The sequence below is a fragment of the Sedimentitalea sp. XS_ASV28 genome (genome assembly GCF_041224545.1).
In the GTDB taxonomy this organism is placed as follows: Bacteria; Pseudomonadota; Alphaproteobacteria; order Rhodobacterales; family Rhodobacteraceae; genus Sedimentitalea.
Window position 1 is genome coordinate 111,581 of the sequence record NZ_JBGFGP010000176.1, and the last position, 23,231, is coordinate 134,811.

General features: G+C 63.6%; 22 protein-coding genes. 10 read left to right on the forward strand and 12 right to left on the reverse strand.

Annotated elements, in window-relative coordinates; translation table 11 throughout:
* Positions 1–12: 12 nt before the first annotated feature.
* Together AB9K34_RS22380 and AB9K34_RS22385 are read right to left on the reverse strand one after the other, a co-directional pair.
* Positions 13–1,821: an ABC transporter ATP-binding protein/permease gene (locus tag AB9K34_RS22380; protein WP_369956850.1), complete on the reverse strand. Its 1,809-nt coding sequence runs from the start codon at positions 1,819–1,821 to the stop codon at positions 13–15.
* A 78-nt stretch (positions 1,822–1,899) separates the two neighbouring features.
* Complete coding sequence (locus AB9K34_RS22385) at positions 1,900–3,120, reverse strand: LysM peptidoglycan-binding domain-containing protein (protein ID WP_369956852.1); 1,221 nt, start codon at positions 3,118–3,120, stop codon at positions 1,900–1,902.
* Positions 3,121–3,244: 124 nt separating this feature from the next.
* On the opposite strand from AB9K34_RS22385, the gene AB9K34_RS22390 reads away from it, so the two are divergent.
* Complete coding sequence (locus tag AB9K34_RS22390) at positions 3,245–3,796, forward strand: TIGR00730 family Rossman fold protein (RefSeq protein WP_369956853.1); 552 nt, start codon at positions 3,245–3,247, stop codon at positions 3,794–3,796.
* Here AB9K34_RS22390 and rarD read toward each other — a convergent pair.
* Positions 3,703–4,653 carry an EamA family transporter RarD gene (gene rarD / locus AB9K34_RS22395; protein WP_369956855.1) on the reverse strand — a complete coding sequence of 317 codons (951 nt, stop codon included), beginning with the start codon at positions 4,651–4,653 and terminating at the stop codon, positions 3,703–3,705. The two genes, AB9K34_RS22390 and rarD, sit on opposite strands and share 94 nt — an antisense overlap.
* Before the next feature lie 206 nt (positions 4,654–4,859).
* Positions 4,860–5,459, reverse strand: coding sequence for a superoxide dismutase (locus AB9K34_RS22400; RefSeq protein WP_369956857.1), 600 nt, complete (start codon positions 5,457–5,459; stop codon positions 4,860–4,862).
* Between the two features lie 102 nt (positions 5,460–5,561).
* On the opposite strand from AB9K34_RS22400, the gene AB9K34_RS22405 reads away from it, so the two are divergent.
* The gene (locus AB9K34_RS22405) at positions 5,562–6,320 is read left to right on the forward strand and encodes an FkbM family methyltransferase (RefSeq protein WP_369956859.1); all 759 of its coding nucleotides are present in this window, start codon (positions 5,562–5,564) and stop codon (positions 6,318–6,320) included.
* On the opposite strand, the gene AB9K34_RS22410 is transcribed toward AB9K34_RS22405, so the two are convergent.
* The gene (locus AB9K34_RS22410; protein ID WP_369956860.1) at positions 6,317–7,999 is read right to left on the reverse strand and encodes a divergent polysaccharide deacetylase family protein; all 1,683 of its coding nucleotides are present in this window, start codon (positions 7,997–7,999) and stop codon (positions 6,317–6,319) included. The genes AB9K34_RS22405 and AB9K34_RS22410 overlap by 4 nt on opposite strands.
* Positions 8,000–8,081: 82 nt before the next feature.
* Here AB9K34_RS22410 and AB9K34_RS22415 point away from each other — a divergent pair, with 82 nt between their 5' ends.
* The 6 genes from AB9K34_RS22415 (at position 8,082) to lexA (ending at position 12,909) form a co-directional block, all read left to right on the forward strand.
* On the forward strand, positions 8,082–8,663 hold the full coding sequence (locus tag AB9K34_RS22415; RefSeq protein WP_369956862.1) for an aminodeoxychorismate/anthranilate synthase component II: 582 nt from the start codon (positions 8,082–8,084) through the stop codon (positions 8,661–8,663).
* A complete protein-coding gene (gene trpD / locus AB9K34_RS22420) occupies positions 8,660–9,679 on the forward strand; it encodes an anthranilate phosphoribosyltransferase (RefSeq protein ID WP_369956863.1) in 1,020 nt (339 codons plus the stop codon). Before AB9K34_RS22415 ends, trpD begins: the two co-directional genes overlap by 4 nt.
* Complete coding sequence (gene trpC, locus AB9K34_RS22425; protein ID WP_369956865.1) at positions 9,676–10,488, forward strand: indole-3-glycerol phosphate synthase TrpC; 813 nt, start codon at positions 9,676–9,678, stop codon at positions 10,486–10,488. The genes trpD and trpC overlap by 4 nt, the downstream gene beginning before the upstream one ends.
* Position 10,489: 1 nt before the next feature.
* Positions 10,490–10,963, forward strand: a complete 474-nt coding sequence (moaC, locus tag AB9K34_RS22430; protein ID WP_369956866.1) for a cyclic pyranopterin monophosphate synthase MoaC — start codon at positions 10,490–10,492, stop codon at positions 10,961–10,963.
* Positions 10,960–12,132 (forward strand): gephyrin-like molybdotransferase Glp, encoded by a 1,173-nt coding sequence (gene glp, locus AB9K34_RS22435; RefSeq protein WP_369956868.1) that lies wholly within the window; start codon positions 10,960–10,962, stop codon positions 12,130–12,132. The genes moaC and glp overlap by 4 nt, the downstream gene beginning before the upstream one ends.
* A gap of 78 nt (positions 12,133–12,210) precedes the next feature.
* Positions 12,211–12,909 carry a transcriptional repressor LexA gene (gene lexA, locus AB9K34_RS22440; RefSeq protein WP_369956870.1) on the forward strand — a complete coding sequence of 233 codons (699 nt, stop codon included), beginning with the start codon at positions 12,211–12,213 and terminating at the stop codon, positions 12,907–12,909.
* On the opposite strand, the gene AB9K34_RS22445 is transcribed toward lexA, so the two are convergent.
* The gene (locus tag AB9K34_RS22445; RefSeq protein ID WP_369956872.1) at positions 12,903–14,966 is read right to left on the reverse strand and encodes a ComEC/Rec2 family competence protein; all 2,064 of its coding nucleotides are present in this window, start codon (positions 14,964–14,966) and stop codon (positions 12,903–12,905) included. The two genes, lexA and AB9K34_RS22445, sit on opposite strands and share 7 nt — an antisense overlap.
* 279 nt (positions 14,967–15,245) lie before the next feature.
* Here AB9K34_RS22445 and gltX point away from each other — a divergent pair, with 279 nt between their 5' ends.
* Positions 15,246–16,646, forward strand: a complete 1,401-nt coding sequence (gene gltX / locus AB9K34_RS22450) for a glutamate--tRNA ligase (RefSeq protein ID WP_369956873.1) — start codon at positions 15,246–15,248, stop codon at positions 16,644–16,646.
* 119 nt (positions 16,647–16,765) lie between these two features.
* The gene (gene gltA / locus AB9K34_RS22455) at positions 16,766–18,061 is read left to right on the forward strand and encodes a citrate synthase (protein ID WP_369956874.1); all 1,296 of its coding nucleotides are present in this window, start codon (positions 16,766–16,768) and stop codon (positions 18,059–18,061) included.
* Positions 18,062–18,164: 103 nt separating this feature from the next.
* Here the strand turns inward: gltA and AB9K34_RS22460 are convergent, their stop codons facing one another.
* The 6 genes from AB9K34_RS22460 to ccmE all read right to left on the reverse strand — a co-directional run bounded on the left by AB9K34_RS22460 (position 18,165) and on the right by ccmE (position 23,224).
* Complete coding sequence (locus AB9K34_RS22460; protein ID WP_369956876.1) at positions 18,165–18,941, reverse strand: enoyl-CoA hydratase-related protein; 777 nt, start codon at positions 18,939–18,941, stop codon at positions 18,165–18,167.
* A gap of 69 nt (positions 18,942–19,010) precedes the next feature.
* On the reverse strand, positions 19,011–19,463 hold the full coding sequence (locus tag AB9K34_RS22465) for a cytochrome c-type biogenesis protein CcmH (protein WP_369957114.1): 453 nt from the start codon (positions 19,461–19,463) through the stop codon (positions 19,011–19,013).
* Positions 19,463–21,430, reverse strand: coding sequence for a heme lyase CcmF/NrfE family subunit (locus AB9K34_RS22470; RefSeq protein ID WP_369956877.1), 1,968 nt, complete (start codon positions 21,428–21,430; stop codon positions 19,463–19,465). Before AB9K34_RS22470 ends, AB9K34_RS22465 begins: the two co-directional genes overlap by 1 nt.
* A 76-nt stretch (positions 21,431–21,506) precedes the next feature.
* On the reverse strand, positions 21,507–22,085 hold the full coding sequence (locus AB9K34_RS22475) for a holin family protein (RefSeq protein WP_369956879.1): 579 nt from the start codon (positions 22,083–22,085) through the stop codon (positions 21,507–21,509).
* A complete protein-coding gene (locus AB9K34_RS22480; protein ID WP_369956881.1) occupies positions 22,076–22,687 on the reverse strand; it encodes a holin-associated N-acetylmuramidase in 612 nt (203 codons plus the stop codon). Before AB9K34_RS22480 ends, AB9K34_RS22475 begins: the two co-directional genes overlap by 10 nt.
* A gap of 90 nt (positions 22,688–22,777) precedes the next feature.
* The gene (gene ccmE, locus AB9K34_RS22485; protein WP_369956882.1) at positions 22,778–23,224 is read right to left on the reverse strand and encodes a cytochrome c maturation protein CcmE; all 447 of its coding nucleotides are present in this window, start codon (positions 23,222–23,224) and stop codon (positions 22,778–22,780) included.
* Between the last annotated feature and the right edge of the window lie 7 nt (positions 23,225–23,231).

A 23,231-nucleotide genomic window follows, 5' to 3' on the forward strand; every position in this document is an offset into this window, starting at 1 on the left:
CATGCGACCGTATCACGCGGCATCCCGATCGTTCTGCTGCCGGTTCCACAGATTGGCATAGCGCCCGTCGCGGGCGAGCAATTCATCATGCGTGCCCAGTTCGGCAATCTCGCCCTGGTGCAGCACGACGATCTGGTCGGCTTCGGCAATCGTTGACAGACGATGCGCGATGGTGATCACCGTGCGCCCTTCGCCTGCCCGGTCCAACGCATCCTTGATCTCGCGTTCGGTGTCACTGTCCAGCGCGCTGGTCGCCTCGTCCAGCAACAGGATCGGCGGATCCTTGAGCAAGGTGCGGGCGATACCCACGCGCTGCTTTTCACCACCCGACAGTTTCAATCCCCGCTCGCCGACGGCGGTATCGTACCCCTCGGGAAGCCCCGCGATGAAATCGTGGATCTGCGCGTCGCGCGCGGCCTGTTCGATCTCGTCCTGCGTGGCGCCATCGCGGCCATAGGCGATGTTGTAGCGGATCGTGTCGTTGAACAGCACGGTATCCTGCGGCACCACGCCGATCGCCGCGTGCAGGCTGTCTTGCGTGACATCGCGAATATCCTGCCCGTCGATGGAGAGCGCGCCGCCGGTCACATCGTAGAACCGGAACAGCAACCTGCCGATGGTGGACTTGCCCGACCCGGTCGCCCCCACGATGGCCACCGTTTTCCCCGCCGGAACGGTGAGGTTGATCCCCTTGAGGATCTCGCGATTGGGCTCGTATCCGAAATGCACGTCCGTCAGCCTGATCTCGCCGCCATTCACGCGCAGCGGCGGCGCACCGGGCCTGTCGGTGATCTCGGCCGGTTGTTCCAGCAGGTCGAACATCTCGCCCATATCCACAAGCGACTGGCGGATTTCGCGATAGACCGTTCCGAGAAAGTTCAACGGTACGGTGATCTGGATCATGTAGGCATTGACCATGACGAAATCGCCCACCGTCAGGCTGCCCCCCTGCACCCCGAGGGCCGCGAGGATCATCACCCCGACAAGCCCGCCGGTGATCAGCAGGGACTGACCGAAATTCAGGAAAGCCAACGAATAGGCGGTCTTGAGCGCCGCCGTTTCATAGCCCTTCATCGCCACGTCATACCGCGCGGCCTCGCGGGCTTCGGCACCGAAATACTTGACGGTTTCATAGTTCAGCAAGCTGTCGATCGCCTTTTGATTGGCGTCCGTGTCCTGGTCGTTCATCTGGCGGCGCAGCTTGACGCGCCATTCGGTCACCGCAAAGGTGAACGCCACATAAAGCACGATGGTGACGGCGACGATCACCAGATACCAGACATCGAACAGCACGGTCAGGATCACCCCCACCAGCAGCAGTTCGAGGATCAGGGGTCCGATGCTGAAGATCAGGAAGCGGAGCAGGAATTCGACACCTTTGACCCCGCGTTCGATGATCCGGGACAAGCCGCCCGTCTTGCGCGAGATATGGTAGCGCAACGACAGCCGGTGGATGTGCTCGAACGTCTCGAGCGCCAGCCGTCGCAACGCGCGTTGACCCACCGGGGCAAAAACCGCGTCGCGCATCTGCTGAAAGCCGACGCTCATCAATCGCGCGACGCCATATGCCACCGTCAGCCCGATCGCCCCGAGCGCCAGCGTCGACGCACCCTCCCCCGCGAGGCTGTCGACCGCACCCTTGTAGAGGATCGGCGTATAGACCGCGATCAGCTTGGACAGCACCAGCACGATCAGCGACAGCACCACGCGCCGCTTGACCCAGGCCTGATCACGTGGCCAGAGATAGGGTGCGACGCGCCGGATGGTGCGCAGGCCGGAAAATCGCGCCTCGCGCGCTTCTGTGTCTTGAAAAGGCGGCATGAGAAGTCCCGAAAGATTTCGCCTGACATAGGCCCTGCCGACATGGTTTGCCAGCCCTGTCCGACCGCATGGTTCGGATCAGTCGGGGATGGTGAATACCTGGCCGGGATAGATCAGATCGGGATTCCTGATGCTGTCGCGGTTGGCTTCGACCACCTTGACATACAGCACCCCGTCGCCATAGCGCTCGCGCGAGATCGCCCAGAGCGTATCGCCGGTCTGCACCGTCACCGCCCGTACCGGCGATCCGGGGTCCTGAACGTCGCCGCTCGCCGGTTGCAGGGCATCCGGCGACTCGCGCTTGAACGGGGTCTCCAGGCGGCTGAGCACCTGTCCGTCCGGGCCAACCTCGTCCAGACGTAGGGTATAGACGCCGGGCTCCGCCGCGCCGATCTTGCCCCTGAACCGTCCCTTGGCGTTTGTATCGATGTCCGTCACGGGTTTGTTGTCGAGATAGACCCGAACCGCGGCACCGGCCTGCGCCGTGCCGCGAAGCACCACCTCGCCCAACGCCGAATAGCTGATCGTATCCAGCGCCACCTGTGACGCGGTGGGGGCATCGGCTGCGGCGGGCGGGATCACTTCGACCCCGTCGGCATCGGCGCGCAGGACGGTGACCGATGCCTGCGGCGGCGCGGTGACCGGCGCGAGCGCGGGCTGCGGCGCATCCGGGGGCGCCGTGGTCGCGGCCGGTGTCGCCCCGATGTCGCTATCGGTGACCCCAAGCCGGGCCGCACTCGCATCCGCCACCGGCGTCGTCTCGTCGACGGGCACGCCCAACCCCGCCCCCGTGTTTGCAGGCGACGGCGCGATGATGATCTGCTCTTGCGACACCGCCGTCTGGCCATCCCGTTCCGATCGCAGCGTCAGAACCCGCGCCGCGTCGGAAACCGGCAGCGACAGCAGACTGACGAAATTACCATCCGGCCCCGCCATCGGGGTCTCTATCGTGTCATCGCCCATCAGGATGGCAACCCGGCTCCCCGGTGCGGCGCTCCCGGCGATGACGGTATTGCCGTCCGGATCGACACGGACGACATCGAAAACCGGCGGCTCCAGCGTCGGGTTTTCCGAGATCGCGTCCGCCTCGGGCGCGATGCCCTGTGCGACCTGCGTCGGTACGTCCCCATCCGTCGGGTTCTCGGCCACGGGCGCGACGCTCTCTTCGGGGCCCGGAACCGCTCGCTGAAAGAGGCGTTCAGCCAGAAAATATGCCCCGCCGGCGAGCAGTGCCCCGGCAAGGAGTCCGAGTATCCAGCGGCGCGCGCCCTGTGTGGACGGTGCTGACTGTTCAGCCATGATCTTCCCTTCATCCCGGCCACGCGCAGCCTCGCCCGCGCGCACGGTTGAGCCAGCCTATCAATCCGGCTATCACCGGTCAAAACCTGTCATTTCCCCGGCAACCAGCGTGAAAGGCCCGATCATGCCCGTCAAGTCCATCTGTGTCTATTGCGGATCGCGAAACGGCACCCACCCAGCCTATGCAGAGGCGGCGCGCGCATTGGGCGCGGCGATTGCCGGGGAGGATTGGCGGCTGGTCTATGGGGCGGGCGACGTCGGGTTGATGGGTGAAGTCGCCCGCGCCGCGCAAAAGGCCGGCGGCGATACCTTTGGCGTGATCCCGAGACATCTGGTGGAACGCGAGGTCGGAAAGACCGATCTGACCCGTTATGTCGTCACCGAAACCATGCACGAACGCAAGAAGGTGATGATCATGAATGCCGACGCTGTGGTGGTTCTGCCCGGCGGCGCCGGATCGCTGGACGAGCTGTTCGAGGCGCTGACATGGCGGCAGCTCGGGCTGCATGACAAACCGATTGTCGTGCTTGGCACCGAGGATTACTGGCAGCCGTTGCAGGCCCTGATCGCCCATGTCATCGATCAGGGCTTTGCCGATGCATCGCTGGCCGGGTTCATCACCTGGGTCGACACCCCGACCGGCGCGATGGAGGCCCTGCGCGCGGCCCTGTCCTGACGCAGGGTGGCAACCGAATAGATCGCGAGCGCGATCCAGATCATCGGGAACGCCACCTGATGATACGGAGTAAAGATCTCGCCGAACAGAAGCACGGCGCAGAGAAACTGCAATGTCGGGTTGAGATATTGCAGCAGACCGACCGTCGCCATCGGCACCCGCCGCGCCGCAATCGTGAAGAGGATCAGCGGAAAGGCGGTAATCGGACCCGATCCGAGCAACAAAACCAGATCACGCGCCGAATAGCTCGGATCGATGTCACCCTGCCTGTAGAGCCAGACGGCCACCGCAAGCGTCACCGGCACCGCGATCAGGACTTCGCAGGTCACCGACACGATAGGCCCGACCGGCAGCAACTTCTTGATGACGCCGTAAAGGGCAAAGGTGGCCGCAAGCGTCAGCGAGATCCAGGGTAAGGAACCCAGCCCCAATGCCAGCACCGCAACGCCCGCCGCCGCCAGCACCACCGACACCCATTGCGCCGCACCCAGCCGTTCTGCAAAGGCAAAACGACCAACCAGAACTGCAACCAGCGGATAGATGTAATAGCCAAGGCTGGTCTCGGTATTACGGTCGATCTGTGTCGCGTAGATGAACAGGAACCAGTTCGTCGAAACCATGAGCGAGGCCAGAACGATCAGGCCGAAACGGCGCGGTGAGCGCAATACCCTCGCCATCTCGCCCAACCGGCCCTGGAGCGCCAGAAGCCCGGCAAAGAACACCAGTGACCAGACGGTGCGATGCGTCATGACCTCGGCGGCGGGGATATGTGCCAGCAACTTGTAATAGACCGGCGAAATCCCCCAGATACCGGCCGCACCGATCATCGCAAGGATGCCTTTTCCGGTATCGCTCATGCGTTCCCCCCCGCGCTTCCGGGCCAGCGGTGACATGCCGGATGTCGAGGGTCAAGCCGCTGACCGTTGCCGGATGCCACGACCGGGTGACATCCTGCAAGGCAATGTCGCGACAAAAATCTCTGGCCGGGAAGATCATCGGCGCAGATGAAAACAGCCCCGCGCCGGGGCGCGGGGCTGTCTCGTCCGTGCGGTATCCGGCCTGCTTACATGCGGCTGGCGACGTTTTCCCAGTTGACGAGATTGTCGAGGAAGTTGGTCAGGTAGGCCGGACGCTTGTTGCGGAAATCGATGTAGTAGGAATGCTCCCAAACGTCACATCCAAGGAGCGCGGTCTGGCCGAAGCAGAGCGGGTTCACACCGTTTTCGGTCTTGGTCACCGCCAGCGAACCGTCGGCTTTTTTCACCAGCCAGGCCCAGCCGGACCCGAACTGGCCCGCGCCGGCGGCCGAAAACTCGTCCTTGAACTTGTCGACGCTTCCAAAGCTCTCGGTCAACGCCGACTCGAGTTCCCCCGGCATGCCGGCATCGCCCGGACCCATCATTTCCCAGAACTGGTTGTGATTCCAGAGCTGGCTGATGTTGTTGAAGATGCCGCTCTGGGCAACCGCATTCGCATCGTAGGTGCCGGTGATGATCTCTTCCAGAGATTTGCCATCCCACTCGGTCCCTGCAATCAGCTTGTTGCCGTTATCCACATAGGCCTTGTGGTGCAGGTCGTGGTGATATTCCAGTGTTTCCTTGGACATGCCCTTGGATGCGAGCGCGTCATGTGCATAAGGAAGGTCAGGTAGTTCAAAAGCCATTGTCGGCCCCCCACTTTGATAGAAATCGGTACTCATCGTTACATGCGGTGATGTTCGGGGCAGGTCAAGGGCTCGCAGGCGAAACACGACAGGAGGTGCGCGGTGCTAACCAGGGCGCGCAAGATGATGTACCGTGCACGCGGATTTTACGACGGGACGCTGGCGGGCGAACCTTTCCGGCTTGATCCCTATCACAGCAAGTTCTGGCGCAAGGCCTCGGCGGGTTCCTGGGAACCGGAGACCTTTGCGGTGCTCGACAGGATCCTCGACGCGCAGCACGATTATCTCGATATCGGCGCATGGATCGGCCCGACGGTCCTCTATGGCGCACGCAAGGCCCGCCATGTGTGGTGTTTCGAACCCGACCCCGAGGCGTTCCGCGCGCTGGCCTGGAACATCGCGCTGAACGACATCACCAATGTCAGCGCCTTTGCCGCCGCAGTGAGCCAGCAGGTCGGCGTCGCCCGCATGGCCAGCTTTGGCGGCGAGCCGGGGGACAGCATGACCAGCCTGCTGAACGCCGATGGGGCGCGGGGTACGGACGTGCTGACCATCGGCTGGCAAGATTTCGCCGGATCGGTGGATCTCTCGGGCGTGTCGCTCGTCAAGATGGATATCGAGGGCGCGGAATTCGATGTTCTGCCCGCCTTGTTGCCGTGGCTCAGGGCACAGCGCCCGGCGCTGTACCTCTCAACGCACGCGCCGTTCCTGGCACCCGATATGCGCGCGGCGCGGATGGCGGCGCTGGCCGAGATGCTCGGGTTCTACGACCATTCCGAAAGCAGCGGCACCGACGGCGCGATCACCCTGACAAGTGATACGGCCCTGACCCGGTTTCCGACCTTTCTGTTCACCGGCTAGGACGGGTTTGCAGCCGCCCCGAACAGCGCGGAGACCGGGGCGAGCGCGACCCGGCTTGCCCGGTGACCGGCAACCCAGTCGCGCAGGATCGCGACCGTTTCCGGCGTGAGGCGTCCGGTGACCGCGACGCGACCGTCCTGGCTGGCGCGAAAGACCGCCTGATCGAGATTGCGTTCGATCGCCGCCGACTCCTGCCCCGGGCTGTCGATCTCACGGAACAGGGCGGCCACCGGCGCTCCGTCGCCCTGCGCCAGACGCAGCGACGCATTCAGCCCGATATTGCGCATCACCAGACCCCTGCCGCTGCCGTTGACGGCGGCGACAAGCTGCACCGCGACATCGCTTCCGGACCGGGCATTTTCGCTTTCCAGCACGGCGACCGTTTCCGGCAAGATGTCGAAACTCGCCGCCAGTGACACCTCGACATCGCGCGCCGTGGCAAAGTCCGGCAGCTCGATCCGGGCCAGGACCTCGTGGCCCGCCGCGCGATACTGCGCCATGCGCGCGGCGGCATCGGGCATCGAAGGATCGACCGCGATGCTCACCGGAAAGGGCAGATCTCGCAGGATGTCGAGCGCCTGCCGCACGTCGCGCTGATCCGTCAGTATGATCGACATGACCGGCGCGCCCCCGGCATTCGCGAACGGTTCGGCATATTTTCGAAGCGGCGGCATGTCGGCGGCCTGCCCGGTTTCGCCTTGTGGCGAGGATATGGGCTTGGCGCGTTCTGTCAACGGGATGACCGGCGTACCGATGAGCGGGCGGGCCACGTCGCTCTCGACGCCCGCCTGCGGCAACGGGGCGATGCGCGGCAGGGTCGGTTCCGGCTGATCCGCAACCTGCGTCGCGGCCTCCGGCGCGGGCGCGGCAGTGATCGGTGGTGCCGGTGCCACCGCGGTGCGCGCCAGAACCTGCGGCACGGTCGGCGCGGCCACGTCCGTATCCGCGACAAGGTCGGGTTCGTCGGCAATATCCGGGACAGGTGCAGACAGGACCGGCGCTTCCGGTGCCAGATCGGAAACGGTGTCCGGCGCGACCGCCGCCGGAGCCGCGCCGGTAACGACGCTGTCGTGGGTCACGCTGATGGCGGACGGCAGGCCTGTATCGCCACCCCCGGCAAACAGGCGCTCCGCGCTGTCCATCCTGTCGGCAGCCCCAACGCCAGCCGGTGCCGCCGTATCCGCTTCGCCGTCGCGCTCGCTTTCGGGCAGATGCGGGGCCACGACCGGGGCGTTGCCCGACACCACGGGATCGGAAAGTTCCGGCACCGCGACCCGCGCCGCATCCGCCTGCGGAGCGGCGGGCGCATCGGCGTTCGTGCCGGCGGCCGGATGGTTTCCAACCCGGGATTCGATGGCGGCAATGCCGGTCACATCGCCGGTTTGCGGCTGGTGCGCGGCCGGCGAAACCGGAGGCTCGTGCCGGCCAACCGGATCCGCTGGCAAAGCAACGCGCCCCGGTTCTGCGCCGGCGGGTGTCATGGGCTGCACCGCCACGGGCATCAGTTCGGGCGCGGGCGCCAAAGGCGACCAGACCGAGAGCGCCGCAAGACCCACCCCGCACAGGACAAGCCCCAAGACAATTCCACCCAGAAACCCGCGCATGTCGTCCTGCTCCGTCTGATTGATCCGCCGCCCACCGCGCCCGGCCCGCGCAGCGCCGCCCGTGGTTATGCGCACTTGACGCTGCCCGGCAACCCTGAACATGTATGTACACCGAGAAAACCGCTTCCTACGGACGCCATAGGCGAATGATTGCTCCATGCTGCTGCTGATCGATAACTACGATTCCTTCACCTATAACCTCGTGCATTATCTGGGCGAACTGGGCGCGGATGTCGTGATTCACCGCAATGACGCGCTGGATGTGCAACAGGCGATGGCCCTGAAGCCGGCAGGCATCCTGTTGTCGCCCGGCCCCTGCGATCCGGATCAGGCCGGCATCTGCCTGGCCCTGACCGAGGCCGCCGCCGAAACCCGCACGCCGTTGCTCGGCGTGTGCCTCGGGCATCAGACCATCGGTCAGGCCTTTGGCGGCAAGGTGGTGCGCTGTCATGAAATCGTCCACGGCAAGATGGGTCAGATGCACCATACCGGCGCCGGCGTCTTTGCCGGGCTGCCCAGCCCGTTCGAGGCCACCCGCTATCATTCGCTCGTCGTTGACCGGGACACCCTGCCCGACTGCCTGCACATCACGGCAGAGCTTGAGGACGGCACGATCATGGGCCTGCAACATCGTGATCTGCCGATCCACGGCGTACAGTTTCACCCCGAGTCGATCGCCTCGGAACATGGTCACGCGCTGCTTCAGAACTTTCTGAACGACTTGAAGGTCCCGGCATGAGCGATGAGTTGAAACCGCTGATCGGAGCCGCTGCCGAACGCCCGCTGACCCGTGACGAGGCCGAGGCCGCCTTTGGCATCCTGTTCGAGGGCGAAGCCACGCCCAGCCAGATCGGCGGCTTGCTCATGGCGTTGCGCACGCGCGGCGAGACGGTTGATGAATTTGCCGCTGCCGCCGCTGTGATGCGCGCGAAATGCAACCCGGTCAAAGCCCCGGACGGTGCAATGGATATTGTGGGAACCGGAGGCGACGGCAAGGGAACGCTCAACATTTCCACCGCCACCGCCTTTGTCGTCGCCGGGGCCGGTGTGACCGTTGCCAAGCACGGCAATCGCAACCTGAGTTCGAAATCCGGTGCGGCGGATGCGCTGACCCAGATGGGAATCAACGTGATGGTCGGCCCGCAAGTGGTTGAAAAGGCACTGAATGAAGTGGGAATCGCCTTCATGATGGCGCCGATGCATCATCCGGCCATGGCCCATGTCGGCCCCAGCCGTGCCGAGCTTGGGACGCGGACGATCTTCAACATTCTCGGTCCGCTCACAAATCCGGCCGGGGTCAAACGCCAGCTGACCGGTGCATTCTCGCGCGAGATGATCCGCCCGATGGCCGAAACGCTTGGCACGCTCGGTTCCGAACGGGCGTGGCTGGTGCATGGCAGCGACGGCACCGACGAGCTCACCATCACCGGCGTGAGCTGGGTCGCCGCGCTCGAAGGCGGGGCGGTCAAGGACATCGAACTGCATCCCGAGGACGCAGGCTTGCCGGTTCATCCCTTCGAGGACATTCTGGGCGGCAGCCCCGAGGCGAACGCGCGCGCCTTTGCGGCGCTGCTGAATGGCGCGCCCTCGGCCTATCGCGATGCGGTGCTGCTCAATGCTGCCGCTGCGCTGGTCGTGGCGGAGGCCGCCGAAACCCTGCGCGATGGCGTGTCGATGGCTGTCGAAAGCATCGACAGCGGCGCCGCGCGCGACAAGATCACCGCGCTCGCGCGTATCACACAGGAGGCCGCATGACCGCCACGATTCTCGACCAGATCAAGGCCTACAAGCTTGAAGAGATTGCAGCCGACAAGGCGGCGCAACCGATCGATGAGGTCGAAAACGCCGCGCGGATGGCCAGCCCGGTGCGCCCCTTTGCCGACGCCCTGCAACAGGCGAGCCGGGATGGGTACGGGCTGATCGCGGAAATCAAGAAAGCCAGCCCGTCCAAGGGATTGATCCGCGCCGATTTCGACCCTGCCGCGCTGGCGCAGGCTTATGAGGCCGGTGGCGCGGCCTGCCTGTCGGTGTTGACCGACAGCCCCAGCTTCCAGGGGGCCAAGACGTTTCTGACCGAGGCGAGAGAGGCCTGCACCCTGCCCGCCCTGCGCAAGGACTTCATGTACGACCCCTATCAGGTGGTCGAGGCCCGCAGCCTTGGCGCGGATTGCATCCTGATCATCATGGCAAGCGTCAGCGACGCGCAGGCCGCCGAACTCGAAGCCACCGCCCTTGAGTGGGAGATGGACGTCCTGATCGAAGTGCACGATGCGCAAGAGCTGGAACGTGCGACGCAGCTCAAGAGCGGGCTGATCGGGATCAACAACCGCGATCTGCGAACCTTCGAAACCTCGCTCAACGTGACCCGCACCCTCAGCAAGCTGGTCCCCGCAGACCGCACCATCGTCTGCGAGAGCGGGCTGAACAGCCCGGCGGAACTGGCCGAGATGGCCCGCTATGGCGTGCGTGATTTTCTGATCGGCGAAAGCCTGATGCGCCAGCAGGACGTGACCGCGGCCACCCGTGCGCTGCTTGACCATCCGCTGACGCCCGGAGGCATGTGAGATGCCGCTGACCCATTTCGATGCGCAGGGTGATGCGCATATGGTCGATGTTTCCGCCAAGGCGGTCACCGCGCGTGTGGCCGTCGCACGCGGCCATATCAGCATGCGGCGCGAGACCTACGACATCATTTCCGAAGGCAAGGCGAAAAAGGGCGATGTCCTGGGGGTTGCACGGCTGGCGGGGATCATGGGCGCCAAGAAAACACCCGAATTGATCCCGCTGTGCCACCCGCTTGCGATCAGCAAGGTCTCGGTCGAGTTGACGCTTGAGCCGGACCTGCCCGGTGTCGCGATCGAGGCGACCGTCAAGACCACGGGTCAGACCGGCGTTGAAATGGAGGCGCTGACGGCCGTGTCCACGGCCGCGCTGACAGTCTATGACATGGCCAAGGCCGTCGACAAGGAAATGCGGATCGGCGGCATCCGGGTTGTCCTGAAAGATGGCGGAAAATCAGGGCGATATACCGCAGAATGATTCCTGTTTCCCAAGCCCGGGCGGCCCTGTTCGACCTGATCGCACCGCTGCCCGCAGAAGAGGTCGACCTGATCGACGCGGCGGGGCGTGTGCTCGCGCGCGAGGTCCGCGCCCTGCGCGATCAACCGCCCTTTGCCGCGTCGTCGATGGACGGTTACGCGGTCAAATCCACAGAAGTCGAGCTTCACGCGATGTTCAAGGTGGTCGGCGAAGCCGCCGCCGGGCATCGATTTGAGGGTCCGGTCGGTGCCGGTCAGGCGGTGCGCATCTTTACCGGCGCGCCGGTTCCGGATGGCACGGACTTCGTGATCATCCAGGAAGATGTCAGCCGCAACGGCGACCTTATCACGATCACCGACGAACCGGGCACCAAGACCAATATCCGCCCTGCCGGCGGCGATTTCACCAGCGGTACACCGATTTCGGCCCCGAGGATCCTTGCGCCGCAGGATATTGCCCTGCTGGCGTCGATGAACATCGCCCGTGTCCCGGTCACGCGCAAACCGGTGATCGCGATTCTCGCAACCGGGGATGAACTGGTCATGCCCGGCGAGACGCCCGGCCCCGACCAGATCATCGCGTCAAACAGCTTTGGTCTCAAGGCCATGGTCGAACAGCTTGGGGCCAGCGCGCGCCTGTTGCCGATCGCCCGCGATACCCTGTCGTCGCTGCGCACCGCCTTTGATCTTGCCACCGGCGCGGACCTGATCGTGACCATCGGTGGGGCGTCGGTCGGCGATCACGATCTGGTGGCGCAGGCGGCGGCGGATCTCGGGATGGAGCGGTCGTTCTACAAGGTCGCGATGCGCCCGGGCAAACCTCTCATGGCCGGCCGGCTGGGTCGCGCCGCGATGGTCGGCCTGCCGGGTAACCCGGTCTCGGCGATGGTGTGCGGGCATATCTTCCTCGCGCCGATGATCCGCGCCATGCTGGGCCTCGGGACCGCGTTGCCGCCCCTGCGCCAGGCACAACTAGACGCGCCCCTCCCAGCCAACGGCCCGCGCGAACATTACATGCGTGCGGTGGTCGCGGACGGTCAGGTCACCGCCTTTGACAATCAGGACAGTTCGCTGCTGACCATCCTGTCGCAAGCCAACGCGCTCCTGGTGCGCGCGCCCGATGATCCGCCGTTGCAGGCCGGAACAGCGGTCAATTACCTGCCGCTCTGACCCAACCGGCCAAAGAGTTGACACAAACCGGGAACATGACTAGAACAAACGCAAACCCACAGGCAAGAGGTTCAGGCAATGTTGACCAAGAAGCAGTTGGATTTGCTGGAGTTTATTCACAAGCGCGTCCAGCGCGACGGTGTGCCTCCCAGTTTCGATGAAATGAAGGCCGCGCTGGATTTGCGCAGCAAGTCGGGCATCCACCGCCTGATTACCGCACTTGAGGAACGTGGCTTTATCCGCCGCCTCGCACATCGCGCCCGCGCGATCGAGATTGTCCGCCTGCCCGAAAGTCTTGGCGGAGAGCCGACGGCCGGGTTCACGCCGCGTGTCGTCGAAGGTGGCAAATCGCCGGCGGGGCGCGCGATGCCTGCGGGACGGGCGGAAGGCAGGGCCGGGGATGTCCCGCTGATGGGACGGATCGCCGCCGGTGTTCCCATCGACGCGATCAGCCATGTCGAAAATCACGTCGCCGTGCCGTCGCAGATGCTGTCCGCGTCCGGAGAACATTATGCGCTCGAGGTTCGTGGGGACTCGATGATCGACGCGGGGATCAATGATGGTGACGTGGTGGTCATCCGCGAAACCGCCGCCGCCAATGACGGCGATATTGTCGTCGCGCTGATCGAGGATCAGGAAGCGACCCTGAAACGCTTTTACCGGCGCAACGGATCGATTGCGCTCGAGGCCGCGAATCCGGCCTACGAGACCCGCGTGCTGCCCGAGCACAAGGTCAAGGTCCAGGGCAAGCTCGTTGGGTTGATACGCACCTACTGAGCCTTGACGATACGGGTTTTCGGCGGCGCGCGCGTGTTCCACAGCCGTTGTCCGGCAACCTGATGCGCGGTGATGATGCCGTTTTTTGTGATCGCCAGACTGCCGGTGCGCAGCAATCGTGCGGGATCGTACACATCGCATGGCCCGTCGAGACTCAGCGGCACCGACGCAATCACCACCTGATTGCCGGTGCAGGCCGCCATCTGCGCCGCACCGGTCTTGCCGATCACGTGGACGATTTCGGCCTCTCCCGCAGTCATGATACGAACCTTGCCGTCATCACCCGGCCACCGTAGTGCGGCCTTTTCCTGACCAACGCCATCCCCGTCGTTTTCCAGCCAGTTGCGCGCCACGAATCCTGCCCCGCGCGGCTTGCTCAATGCGCGCCCGTCGGCGGTCATCACCCCGACAAGCCCGCCGCTATCCGCCACCAGTATTGCCGGACGCTGAGCCTGTGACCACAGGGCAAAGGCCACGACAACCGGCAGGATACCCGCATAACGGGTCCGCCCCTGCCACAGCATCAGCCACAACATGCCCAGTGCGATCATCGGCAGCACCAGCGGACCCGGACCGGGCACATGGCCCTGTGCTCCGGACAGCCCGGCCACCGTTCGCGCGACACCCAGAATCCACGACAGACCCCAGCCCATCGGCACCAGCCCGAGCCATTCAAGACCAAACGGGGCAAGGCACAGGGCCACCACCGCCGCCGGAATCACCAGCACGCCCATCAACGGCACCGAGACCAGATTGGCGATCAGCCCGTAATGCGACAGGGTGTTGAAATGGGCCGCCCCGACCGGAGCAGTGGCAAGCCCCGCGACAGCCGACGACATCAAAACACCCAGCACCGGTTTGGCCCAGCCCGGCGCCCTGGGCAATTCGGCATCGCGCAGCCAGCCGAAAAACGCGATCAGGGCGGTCGTCGCCGCAAACGACATCTGAAACCCCGGACCCAGCAACGCTTCGGGACGCAGGATCAGCACCACCAGCGCGGCCATTGCCACCGCCCGCAGGCTGAAGGCGCGCCGGTCGACCAACACCGCCACGAGGACCACCGCCACCATGATAAACGCGCGTTCGGTCGCGACATTGCCACCGGACAGGGCGAGATAGACCGCCGCGGCGGCCAGCGCGCCGACCGCCGCAACCTTCTTGACCGGAATGCGCAGGGCCAGTGCCGGCAGCAACGACAGGCCCATTCGCAACAGGGCGAATACGAAGCCCGCCAGCAACCCCATATGCAGCCCGGAAATGGCCAGCAGATGTGCAAGGTTGCTGGCACGAAGCGCATCCAGCGCCCCCTGCCCGACGCCGCTGCGGTCGCCGGTGGTCACGGCGGCGGCAAAGCCTCCGACATCGCCGGGCAGGATGCTGCGCACCCGTTCGGACGCCGCCATGCGCAGGGTGAACACGCGCAGACCGTCCTGCCCCATCCGGGCGGGCCGGGCCGTCAGTACCGGATTGCGCGTATAACCAACCGCGCCCAGCCCCTGAAACCACGCATGCCGCCGAAAGTCGAAACCGCCAGGTTCGACCGGTCCCTGTGGCGGCGAAAGATGCCCGGTGGTCATGATCCTTTGGCCCGGTTCGAGTTTCACGGGCGGGCCATGCAGCGATATGCGCACCCGATCCGGCCGCCGGGCAGGCGCGACGTCCGCCAGCGCGACCTGATCCAATGTCACCCGGATCGCGTCCGACACACTGCGATCTATCGCGACAACACGTCCTTCGATGGGGCCGTAATAGCGCCAGTTCAGCACCGGAGCGGCGGCCTGATGGGCGCGCAGTCCTGACAGGCCGAAGCCCGTCGCGACAAGAACCACCGCCCATGCCAGCGCCGACCAGCCCCCTGGCCGACAGATGGCCGCCGCCGCACAGATGCAACCCGATGCGCCAAGCGCCGCATAGACCAACGCATCGGGTTCGACCGGAAGCGAAAAGTAGCTGCCGATTCCGATCGCGAGACAAACCGGCGCCCATGGAAACAGATGGCCCCTTTGACCGAGCAGCACCATGTCGCCCCAGATCAGCGCCCGTCTCAGGCCCCGCATTTCCGACCTCCGCCGTCTGGCTTGTCACACATGCGCGATGGTAGCCGGCGCATGGTTATCAAATTGTTAGCAACCGAAATCGGATATTCGCGGCACGCCTGACGACGGAAATGCGTCTCGGGCCGCTGACGGTCCCGCCTTATGCCGCTCTTCCGTTTGCCCGCAAAAACCGGTATCCGCCTCATCAAACCACAGCGATGGTGCCGGGTCGGCCTTTTGGGCATCCTGACCGTCGCATCACGATATGCAAACACCCCTGCCAAGAGGTAAACCCCGCACATGTCCGACCCCGTAGTTACCCGCTTTGCGCCCTCTCCCACCGGATTTCTCCATATCGGCGGCGCGCGCACGGCTCTGTTCAACTGGCTTTATGCGCGGGGCCGTGGGGGCAAGTTCCTGCTGCGGATCGAAGACACGGACCGGGCGCGTTCGACCCCGGAGGCCACGGCGGCGATTCTCCAGGGGCTATCCTGGCTCGGGCTCGATCACGACGGAGATGTGATCAGCCAGTTCGAGGGCGCGGCGCGTCATGCCGAGGTGGCGCGGCAATTGCTGGCCGAGGGCAAGGCCTACAAATGCTTTTCCACGCAGGAGGAAATCGCCGCCTTTCGCGAAGAGGCCCGCGCGCAGGGCAAATCCACCCTGTTCCGCAGCCCCTGGCGCGATGCCGATCCCGCGACCCATCCCGATGCGCCCCACGTGATCCGTATCAGGGCGCCGCAGGATGGAACGACCGTGATCCGGGACGAGGTTCAGGGAAATGTCACCATCCGCAACGATCAGCTGGACGATATGGTGCTGCTGCGCGCCGATGGCACACCGGTCTACATGCTCGCCGTGGTTGTGGACGATCACGACATGGGCGTCACTCATGTGATCCGCGGCGATGACCACCTGAACAACGCCGCGCGGCAGATGATGATCTACGATGCGATGGACTGGCCGGTCCCGGTCTGGGCGCATATTCCGCTGATTCACGGTCCCGACGGCAAGAAACTGTCCAAGCGGCACGGCGCATTGGGCGCACAGGAATATCAGGCGATGGGCTACCCTGCCGCCGGTATGCGCAATTATCTCGCGCGCCTGGGCTGGAGCCACGGCGATGACGAGTTCTTTACCGACGCTCAGGCGCTCGAATGGTTCGATCTGAGCGGAATCGGCAAAAGCCCCGCCCGCTTCGATCTCAAGAAGCTCGAGAACCTCTCGGGGCAACACATTGCCGTGACAGATGATGCTGCACTGCGGCAGGAGACCGAGGCCTACCTCGCCGCCGCCCAACGCACGCCCCTGACACCGGATCAGGGAAAACATCTTGAATCTGCAATGTTTTGCCTTAAGGATCGGGCGCGCACCTTTCCTGAACTCCTTGAAAAGGCGCATTTTGTACTGACGAGCCGCCCCATCGTTCCTGATGAGAAGGCGACGAAGGCGCTTGATTCAGTATCCAATGGTATACTGGCAGAATTGACGCCGCAGTTGCAAAATGCTAGCTGGACGCGAGACGATCTCGAAGCGACCCTCAACAGCTTTGCAGAAGCACAGGGTACCAAGTTCGGCAAGCTCGCCGGTCCGCTTCGGGCTGCGCTGGCTGGAAGGGCCGTCACGCCTTCGGTGTTCGACATGATGCTTGTTCTGGGACGAGAGGAGACCCTGAACAGGCTGAACGACGCGTCCGGTTAAGTCGGGGTTCATGTCCCGGTCACACGACGCCGATAAAAGCAGTGCCATGCATCACATGGCAAGCCCCCGCACGGGTCTGGCAAAGCCCCGCCCCGTGGACATAAGAGGAAGGGACTTATATGACTGAATCGACGAAATCCGCGACATTGACAATCGACGGCACGTCCTACGACCTGCCGATCTACTCGCCTACGGCGGGTCCCGACGTTCTCGACATCCGCAAACTCTATGGGCAGGCAGATGTCTTTACCTATGATCCCGGATTCACGTCGACGGCCAGCTGCGACAGTACCATAACATTCATTGATGGCGAAAAGGGCGAACTGCTGCATCGCGGCTATCCCATCGATCAGCTGGCCAGCAAGTCGCATTACCTCGAAGTGTGCTTCCTGTTGCTCTATGGCTATCTGCCGACCGCATCCGAGCTGGAAGAGTTCGAAACCACGATCACCCGTCACACGATGATCCACGAGCAGATGCATTACTTCTTCCGTGGCTTCCGGCGCGATGCGCATCCGATGGCGACCATGGTGGGCGTGGTTGGCGCGATGTCCGCGTTCTATCACGACAGCACCGACATTGCCGACGAACGCCAGCGCGAGATCGCGACCCATCGGCTGATTGCCAAGATGCCGACCATCGCGGCGATGGCGTACAAATATTCCGTGGGTCAGCCATTCATCTATCCGCGCAACGATCTGAGCTATGCGGCGAACTTCCTGAACATGTGTTTTGCGGTTCCCGCCGAAGAATATCACGTGGATCCGATCGTTGCCCGCGCGATGGATCGCATCTTTACCCTGCACGCCGATCACGAACAGAACGCGTCGACCTCGACCGTGCGGCTTGCATCCTCCTCGGGAGCGAACCCGTTTGCCTGTATCGCGGCGGGCATTGCCTGTCTCTGGGGGCCGGCCCATGGTGGCGCCAACCAGGCGTGTCTCGAAATGCTCAAGCAGATCGGCACGCCCGACCGAATCCCGGAATACATTGCCCGCGCCAAGGACAAGAACGATCCGTTCCGCCTGATGGGGTTCGGCCACCGCGTCTACAAGAATTTCGATCCGCGCGCGACCGTCATGAAGCAATCCGCCGATGAGGTTCTCGACCTGCTCGGCATCGAGGACAACCCCGTCCTGCAGGTCGCCAAGGAGCTTGAAAAACAGGCGCTTGAGGATCCGTATTTCGCCGAAAAGAAACTGTTCCCGAATGTCGATTTCTATTCGGGCATCATTCTCGAGGCGATCGGGTTCCCCACATCCATGTTCACGCCGATCTTTGCCGTGTCGCGGACCGTCGGCTGGGTCAGCCAGTGGAAAGAGATGATCGCGGACCCACAGAACAAGATCGGTCGCCCGCGCCAGCTCTATCTTGGCGAAACACAGCGCGACTATATCGATATCGAAAACCGCTGATCCGTGATGCCGGACTCATCCGGCGCAGAAACAACAGAGAAAAACCCGCGGAATGAACCGCGGGTTTTTCAGTTTCCAGGCGGATGACCGTCCGGATACAGGCTCAGCGTCCTTCGAACGACGGCGCGCGCTTTTCCATGAAGGCCAGCACGCCTTCGCGGAAATCCCTCGACTTGCCGCATTGTCCCTGCAAATGGGCCTCGGTCTCGAGCTGTTCGGGCAGGCTGTTGCCAAAGCTGCCTCGGATCGCCTGCTTGATGGCGCCATAGGCCATGGTCGGACCCGCCGCCAGTTGCCCGGCGCGCGCCTTCCAATGCGCCTCGAATTCCTCGTCCGCCACCGCTTCCCAGATCAGCCCCCACTCATCGGCCTGCCGCGCCGTGATCTTGTCGGCAAAAAGCGCCGCACCCATCGCCTTGGCAAACCCCATCTGCCGGGGCATGAACCACGTTCCGCCCGCATCGGGCAACAGCCCGATCCGCGCAAATGCCTGAAGGAAATACGCGCTTTCGCTGGCGATCACGATATCGGTCGCAAGGGCGAGATTGGCCCCGGCACCCGCTGCCGGCCCGTTCACGGCCGCGATGGTCGGCACCGGGCAATCGTAAATCGCTTCGAGCATCGGCGCGTATTCGTCGCGCAGGACCCGTTCAAGATCGACTTGTGTGGCATCCCCGGAATCGCCCAGATCCTGCCCGGTACAAAAGGCGCGCCCGGCCCCGGTCAGCACGATCACCCGCGCCGATTTGGCCATATCCCGCATCGCATAGTCGATCTCGGCCCGCATCTGCCCGGTCAGCGAATTCATCTTGTCGGGACGATTCAGCGTCAGTACGCCCAACCCGTCCGCAATTTCGACCCTGATTGTCTGATAGTCCATCGTGCCCTCATGTGCCTGTTCGGCGGCAGAGTGAACCAACGGACCGCACAAGAAAAGAGGAACGGCGCGTTATTCATCCAGAATTCGGCGCAATCTCTCCTGCTCTTCTTCTGTCAGCGTATCCTCTTGCGGATTGGTCGCATCGGCCCGTTTGCGCAGGTATCGCAGACCGATGCCCCCCGCCAGCAACAACATCACCGGCCCCGCAGCCCAGAGCAGCCAGTTCGAGCCACCGGTTGTCGGACGCAGCAGCACGTATTCTCCGTAGCGATCGACGATAAAGGCGATTGCCGCCTCATCGCTGTCGCCTGCAACCAGCCGCTCTCGCAGCAAAATCCGCAGATCCCGTGCGAGATCGGCATTGCTTTCGTCAATGCTCTCGTTGCGGCAGACAAGACAGCGCAACTCCTTGCTCAGCTCACGTGCACGCGCTTCGAGCACCGGGTCGTCAAGCACTTCGTCCGGTCGTACCGCAAAGACAGCCGAGGCACAGAACAGCAGCACGACAACGAGGCGCAGCATCATTCTGCGGGCACCTCGTTCGCCGCGATCCGGCGCGCTCCTGCCGCCACGCGAAAGCGCCGATCAGACAGGCTCAGCGCGCCTCCCAATGCCATCAACAGGCACCCGCCCCAAATCCAGTTGGCGAAAGGCTTGATATAGGTCCGCATGATCCAGCCCTCCCCCTCCTGCGGATCTCCCAGGACGACATAGACATCGCGTAGCAAGCGATAATCGATGGCCGCCTCGGTCGTGGGCATCCGGGCAACAGGATACTGACGTTTTTCCGGGCGCAACTCTGCGATAACACGATCATCCCGCTCCAGCGAAACAATGCCGGTCGTGCTCAGGTAGTTCGGGCCGGTATCCTCGACCACGTCCTGCAACGTCAAGGTAAAGGCACCAACATCGAAGGGCTGACCGATCGTCGCCACCCGAATGTCCTCTTCTTCCCAGGCGGTCAGTCCGGCAATCGCGAACATGGTAATGCCCAACCCGGCATGGGCAAAGGCCTTGCCCCAGTCAGCCCGCGGCAATCGGCGCAACCGGCCCAGCCGGTCGCCCTTGCGCCCGGTGCGCGACCACAGATCGACAAGGGCACCGAATACCATCCAGGACCCAAGGAACACGCCCACAGGACCCAGGGCGCTGCGTCCCGTCTGCATGGCCCAGACCAGGGTGGCAAGCGCGAGCGCCAGGATGAAAGCGCCGCGCAAGGGTCGCATGGCGCGTGCCAGTCGGCCCCGCTTCCACGGCAGCATGGCGCCCACCGGCAGGATGATCCCGAGTAGAACCATGAACGGGGTGAATGCGAGATTGAAGAACGGCGGACCAACGCTGAGTTTACGATCAAAGAACATCTCGGCAACCATCGGCCACATGGTCCCGATGAAGACCACGAAACAGGCCACCGCGAGAACCACGTTATTCGCCACCAGCGCGCTTTCCCGGCTGACGATCCCGAACACACCCTTGGCCTCGAGCGCACCCGCACGCATCGCAAAGAGCGTCAGCGCGCCACCCGTGAAAATCACCAGGATCATGAGGATGAAGGCGCCCCGCTCCGGATCGTTGGCAAAGGCATGCACGCTGGTCAACAGACCCGAGCGCACGATGAACGTCCCGATGAGCGAAAAGCCGAAGGCGAGGATCGCCAGCAGGATCGTCCAGCTTTTGAGGCTCTCGCGTTTTTCCACCACGATCGCCGAATGCAACAGAGCGGTGGCCAGCAACCACGGCATGAAGGATGCGTTCTCGACCGGATCCCAGAACCAGAACCCGCCCCAGCCCAGTTCGTAATAGGCCCACCAGGACCCGAGCGAGATTCCAATGGTCAGGAATATCCACGCAGCCAGTGTCCAGGGGCGCACCCAACGCCCCCAGGCGGCATCGACCCGCCCCTCGATCAGCGCCGCCACTGCAAAGGAAAACGCCATGCTCAGTCCGACATAACCCAGGTAGAGGAACGGCGGATGAAAGGCCAACCCGGGATCCTGCAAAAGCGGGTTCAGGTCCTGCCCGTCAAAAGGTGGCACGGCGAGGCGCAGGAACGGATTTGAGGTAAACAGGATGAAGGCGAAGAATGCCACCGCAATCGCCGCCTGCACGCCAAGCACGCGCGCCTTGAGTGTTGGTGGCAAACCACCGCCAAACCACGACGCCATCGCACCGAACAGCGTGACAATCAGCACCCAGAGCAACATCGAACCTTCGTGGTTTCCCCAGGTTCCGGTGATCTTGTAGAGCATCGGCTTGGCCGAGTGGCTGTTCTCGACGACCAGCTTCAGGCTGAAATCGGAGGTTACGAAAGCCCAGGTCAACGCGCCAAAGGAAAACGCTGTCAGGATGAACTGCACCGTGGCGGCGGGGTCGGCCATCGCCATCCAGCCCGGCCAGCGCTTATGCGCCCCGACAAGCGGCACGACCATCTGCACGATGGCAACCATAAACGAGAGGATCAGGGCGAAGTGACCAAGTTCTGTAATCATGCCCACTGGTATAGGCCGCTGCTGGCGGAGGGCCAATGCTTTTCACCGCCCCGGCAGGATCACATTGTCGCAACCCCTATGCCCGACGCTTCTGCTTCCATTCTTCCAGCGCCGGATTGTCGCCGGGGTCGAGCACCGCCATGCTGAGTTTTACATCGGGCCCCGGATCGGCGGCCCCGGGGCTATCCGCCCGCATGCGTTCAAGCCGGTCGATATTCTCCATGACCTGCGGCACCCGCGCCATCGTGGTCGCCACTTCGCGCTGAAACTGCTGCGCCTTCACCTGGTGGCGCGCGCCGAAATAGAAGGAAACGATAACCCCCAGAAGCCACCACAGAGGCTCGGGCACCAGCGCAATTCCCTGCATCCGCGCGGCGAACCAGAGGGGATCGACCATCGCAGCCACAAAAAGCCCCAGCGTTCCAAGCGCCAGCGCCGGGCGGGGCAACCGGTTGAGCCCGTCCATGAACCGGTCGAACCAACCGCTGCGTGGCAGAGTGAACTCGGCTCCGAATTGCTGCATGGCCTGCCCCTGCACCGAAACGGCGCGCTTGGCGCTCGCCTCGGCATTTTCGGTAAAGACCTCGGCGGTTTCGCGGATCACATTTCGCCCCGTTCCAAACATCAGGCTCAGAAATCCCTGGATCAACCCCATGCCGCCACCCTCCTCTGGAATTGCGCCGGTGTCATATGGAACCTGGGCGACAGGAACTCTTCGGCGCGCTTGATCCAGCCACCCTTGCCGCCGGCTTTCGAGCGAGCGTATTTCCGGCTTGCCGACCGCTTGTCGGCGATACGGAAATAGTAATTGCGCCGGGCCACGCCATAGGCGTCGCGCAACGCCAGCCCGTCCGGCACCGCCGCATCCCGTGCGGCCGCAAGCGTTTGTGGCCCGATGGCACCGTCAACCGCGACCGAATAGCCCATGTCCCGCAGCATCCTCTGCAGAATCTTGACCGCATTGCCGCCTGCATTCACGTACATGTCAAAGAGGCTCGGTTGCAGTGCTGACGGCATTTCCGCAATCCGCGGGCGCTCGAAATAATGCGTGACAAAGATATCGACCGCCTGCGCCCGGCTCAGCGCGCGCACATCCGCCGCTCCGACAATCCCATCCCCGGTCAGGTCAAGGCCAAGCCGTCGCATGGTGTGGATCGTCACGCCGTATTTGGTCGCACCGCCCGGATCATCCGGATCATCCACATAGCCGCCTTCGCGAGCGACGATCTCTTCGGCAATCTGACGAACACTCTGCATGGAAGTCTCCCGAACCAACGCCGGAAAATCTCCACAAGATTGGTTAACGACCGCCGATCACAACGCGCGGACGTGCCACGAAAACGATCCTCAACTATCGCTCGGTTCCTGGTAAACGCCCTGTTCCTTGAGCGCGTCCACGACTTCCTTTGGCATGTAGGTTTCATCGTGTTTCGCAAGTATTTCAGTAGCTTCAAAGACACCGTTAACATAGCTTCCGGTGCCGATCATCCCCTGGTTCTCGGCGAACAGGTCCGGCAGAACCCCCGAGAAAGTCACCGGCACGGACGCCCCGCCATCCGTCACCGAAAAGCGGATCACCTCGCCTTGTCCGCGCTCAAGCGTGCCTTCCTCGACAAGCCCTCCGATTCGAAATACTTCGCTCGGCGCAGGTGGTTCCTCAAGAACCTGGCTCGGCGCTCGGAAGAAGTTGATACCGTCGCGCATCCCGTATCCGATCAGCGCCGTCGCCAGCAGCAATGACACCGCCGCCACTGCAATCACCTGCATCCGGCGTTGCTTTTTCAGGTTTCGCATCACGTAC

Excerpts from the sequence above, each read along its gene's own strand:
- lexA (WP_369956870.1), top strand. The coding sequence starts at position 12,211 with ATGTTGACCAAGAAGCAGTTGGATTTGCTGGAGTTTATTCACAAGCGC.
- trpC (WP_369956865.1), top strand. The coding sequence starts at position 9,676 with ATGACCGCCACGATTCTCGACCAGATCAAGGCCTACAAGCTTGAAGAG.
- rarD (WP_369956855.1), bottom strand. The coding sequence starts at position 4,653 with ATGAGCGATACCGGAAAAGGCATCCTTGCGATGATCGGTGCGGCCGGT.
- AB9K34_RS22460 (WP_369956876.1), bottom strand. The coding sequence starts at position 18,941 with ATGGACTATCAGACAATCAGGGTCGAAATTGCGGACGGGTTGGGCGTA.
- AB9K34_RS22475 (WP_369956879.1), bottom strand. The coding sequence starts at position 22,085 with ATGGGGTTGATCCAGGGATTTCTGAGCCTGATGTTTGGAACGGGGCGA.
- AB9K34_RS22445 (WP_369956872.1), bottom strand. The coding sequence starts at position 14,966 with ATGCGGGGCCTGAGACGGGCGCTGATCTGGGGCGACATGGTGCTGCTC.
- AB9K34_RS22400 (WP_369956857.1), bottom strand. The coding sequence starts at position 5,459 with ATGGCTTTTGAACTACCTGACCTTCCTTATGCACATGACGCGCTCGCA.
- trpD (WP_369956863.1), top strand. The coding sequence starts at position 8,660 with ATGAGCGATGAGTTGAAACCGCTGATCGGAGCCGCTGCCGAACGCCCG.
- AB9K34_RS22390 (WP_369956853.1), top strand. The coding sequence starts at position 3,245 with ATGCCCGTCAAGTCCATCTGTGTCTATTGCGGATCGCGAAACGGCACC.
- AB9K34_RS22465 (WP_369957114.1), bottom strand. The coding sequence starts at position 19,463 with ATGCTGCGCCTCGTTGTCGTGCTGCTGTTCTGTGCCTCGGCTGTCTTT.
- AB9K34_RS22380 (WP_369956850.1), bottom strand. The coding sequence starts at position 1,821 with ATGCCGCCTTTTCAAGACACAGAAGCGCGCGAGGCGCGATTTTCCGGC.
- AB9K34_RS22480 (WP_369956881.1), bottom strand. The coding sequence starts at position 22,687 with ATGCAGAGTGTTCGTCAGATTGCCGAAGAGATCGTCGCTCGCGAAGGC.
- AB9K34_RS22470 (WP_369956877.1), bottom strand. The coding sequence starts at position 21,430 with ATGATTACAGAACTTGGTCACTTCGCCCTGATCCTCTCGTTTATGGTT.
- AB9K34_RS22385 (WP_369956852.1), bottom strand. The coding sequence starts at position 3,120 with ATGGCTGAACAGTCAGCACCGTCCACACAGGGCGCGCGCCGCTGGATA.
- glp (WP_369956868.1), top strand. The coding sequence starts at position 10,960 with ATGATTCCTGTTTCCCAAGCCCGGGCGGCCCTGTTCGACCTGATCGCA.
- gltA (WP_369956874.1), top strand. The coding sequence starts at position 16,766 with ATGACTGAATCGACGAAATCCGCGACATTGACAATCGACGGCACGTCC.
- AB9K34_RS22415 (WP_369956862.1), top strand. The coding sequence starts at position 8,082 with ATGCTGCTGCTGATCGATAACTACGATTCCTTCACCTATAACCTCGTG.
- ccmE (WP_369956882.1), bottom strand. The coding sequence starts at position 23,224 with ATGCGAAACCTGAAAAAGCAACGCCGGATGCAGGTGATTGCAGTGGCG.
- moaC (WP_369956866.1), top strand. The coding sequence starts at position 10,490 with ATGCCGCTGACCCATTTCGATGCGCAGGGTGATGCGCATATGGTCGAT.
- gltX (WP_369956873.1), top strand. The coding sequence starts at position 15,246 with ATGTCCGACCCCGTAGTTACCCGCTTTGCGCCCTCTCCCACCGGATTT.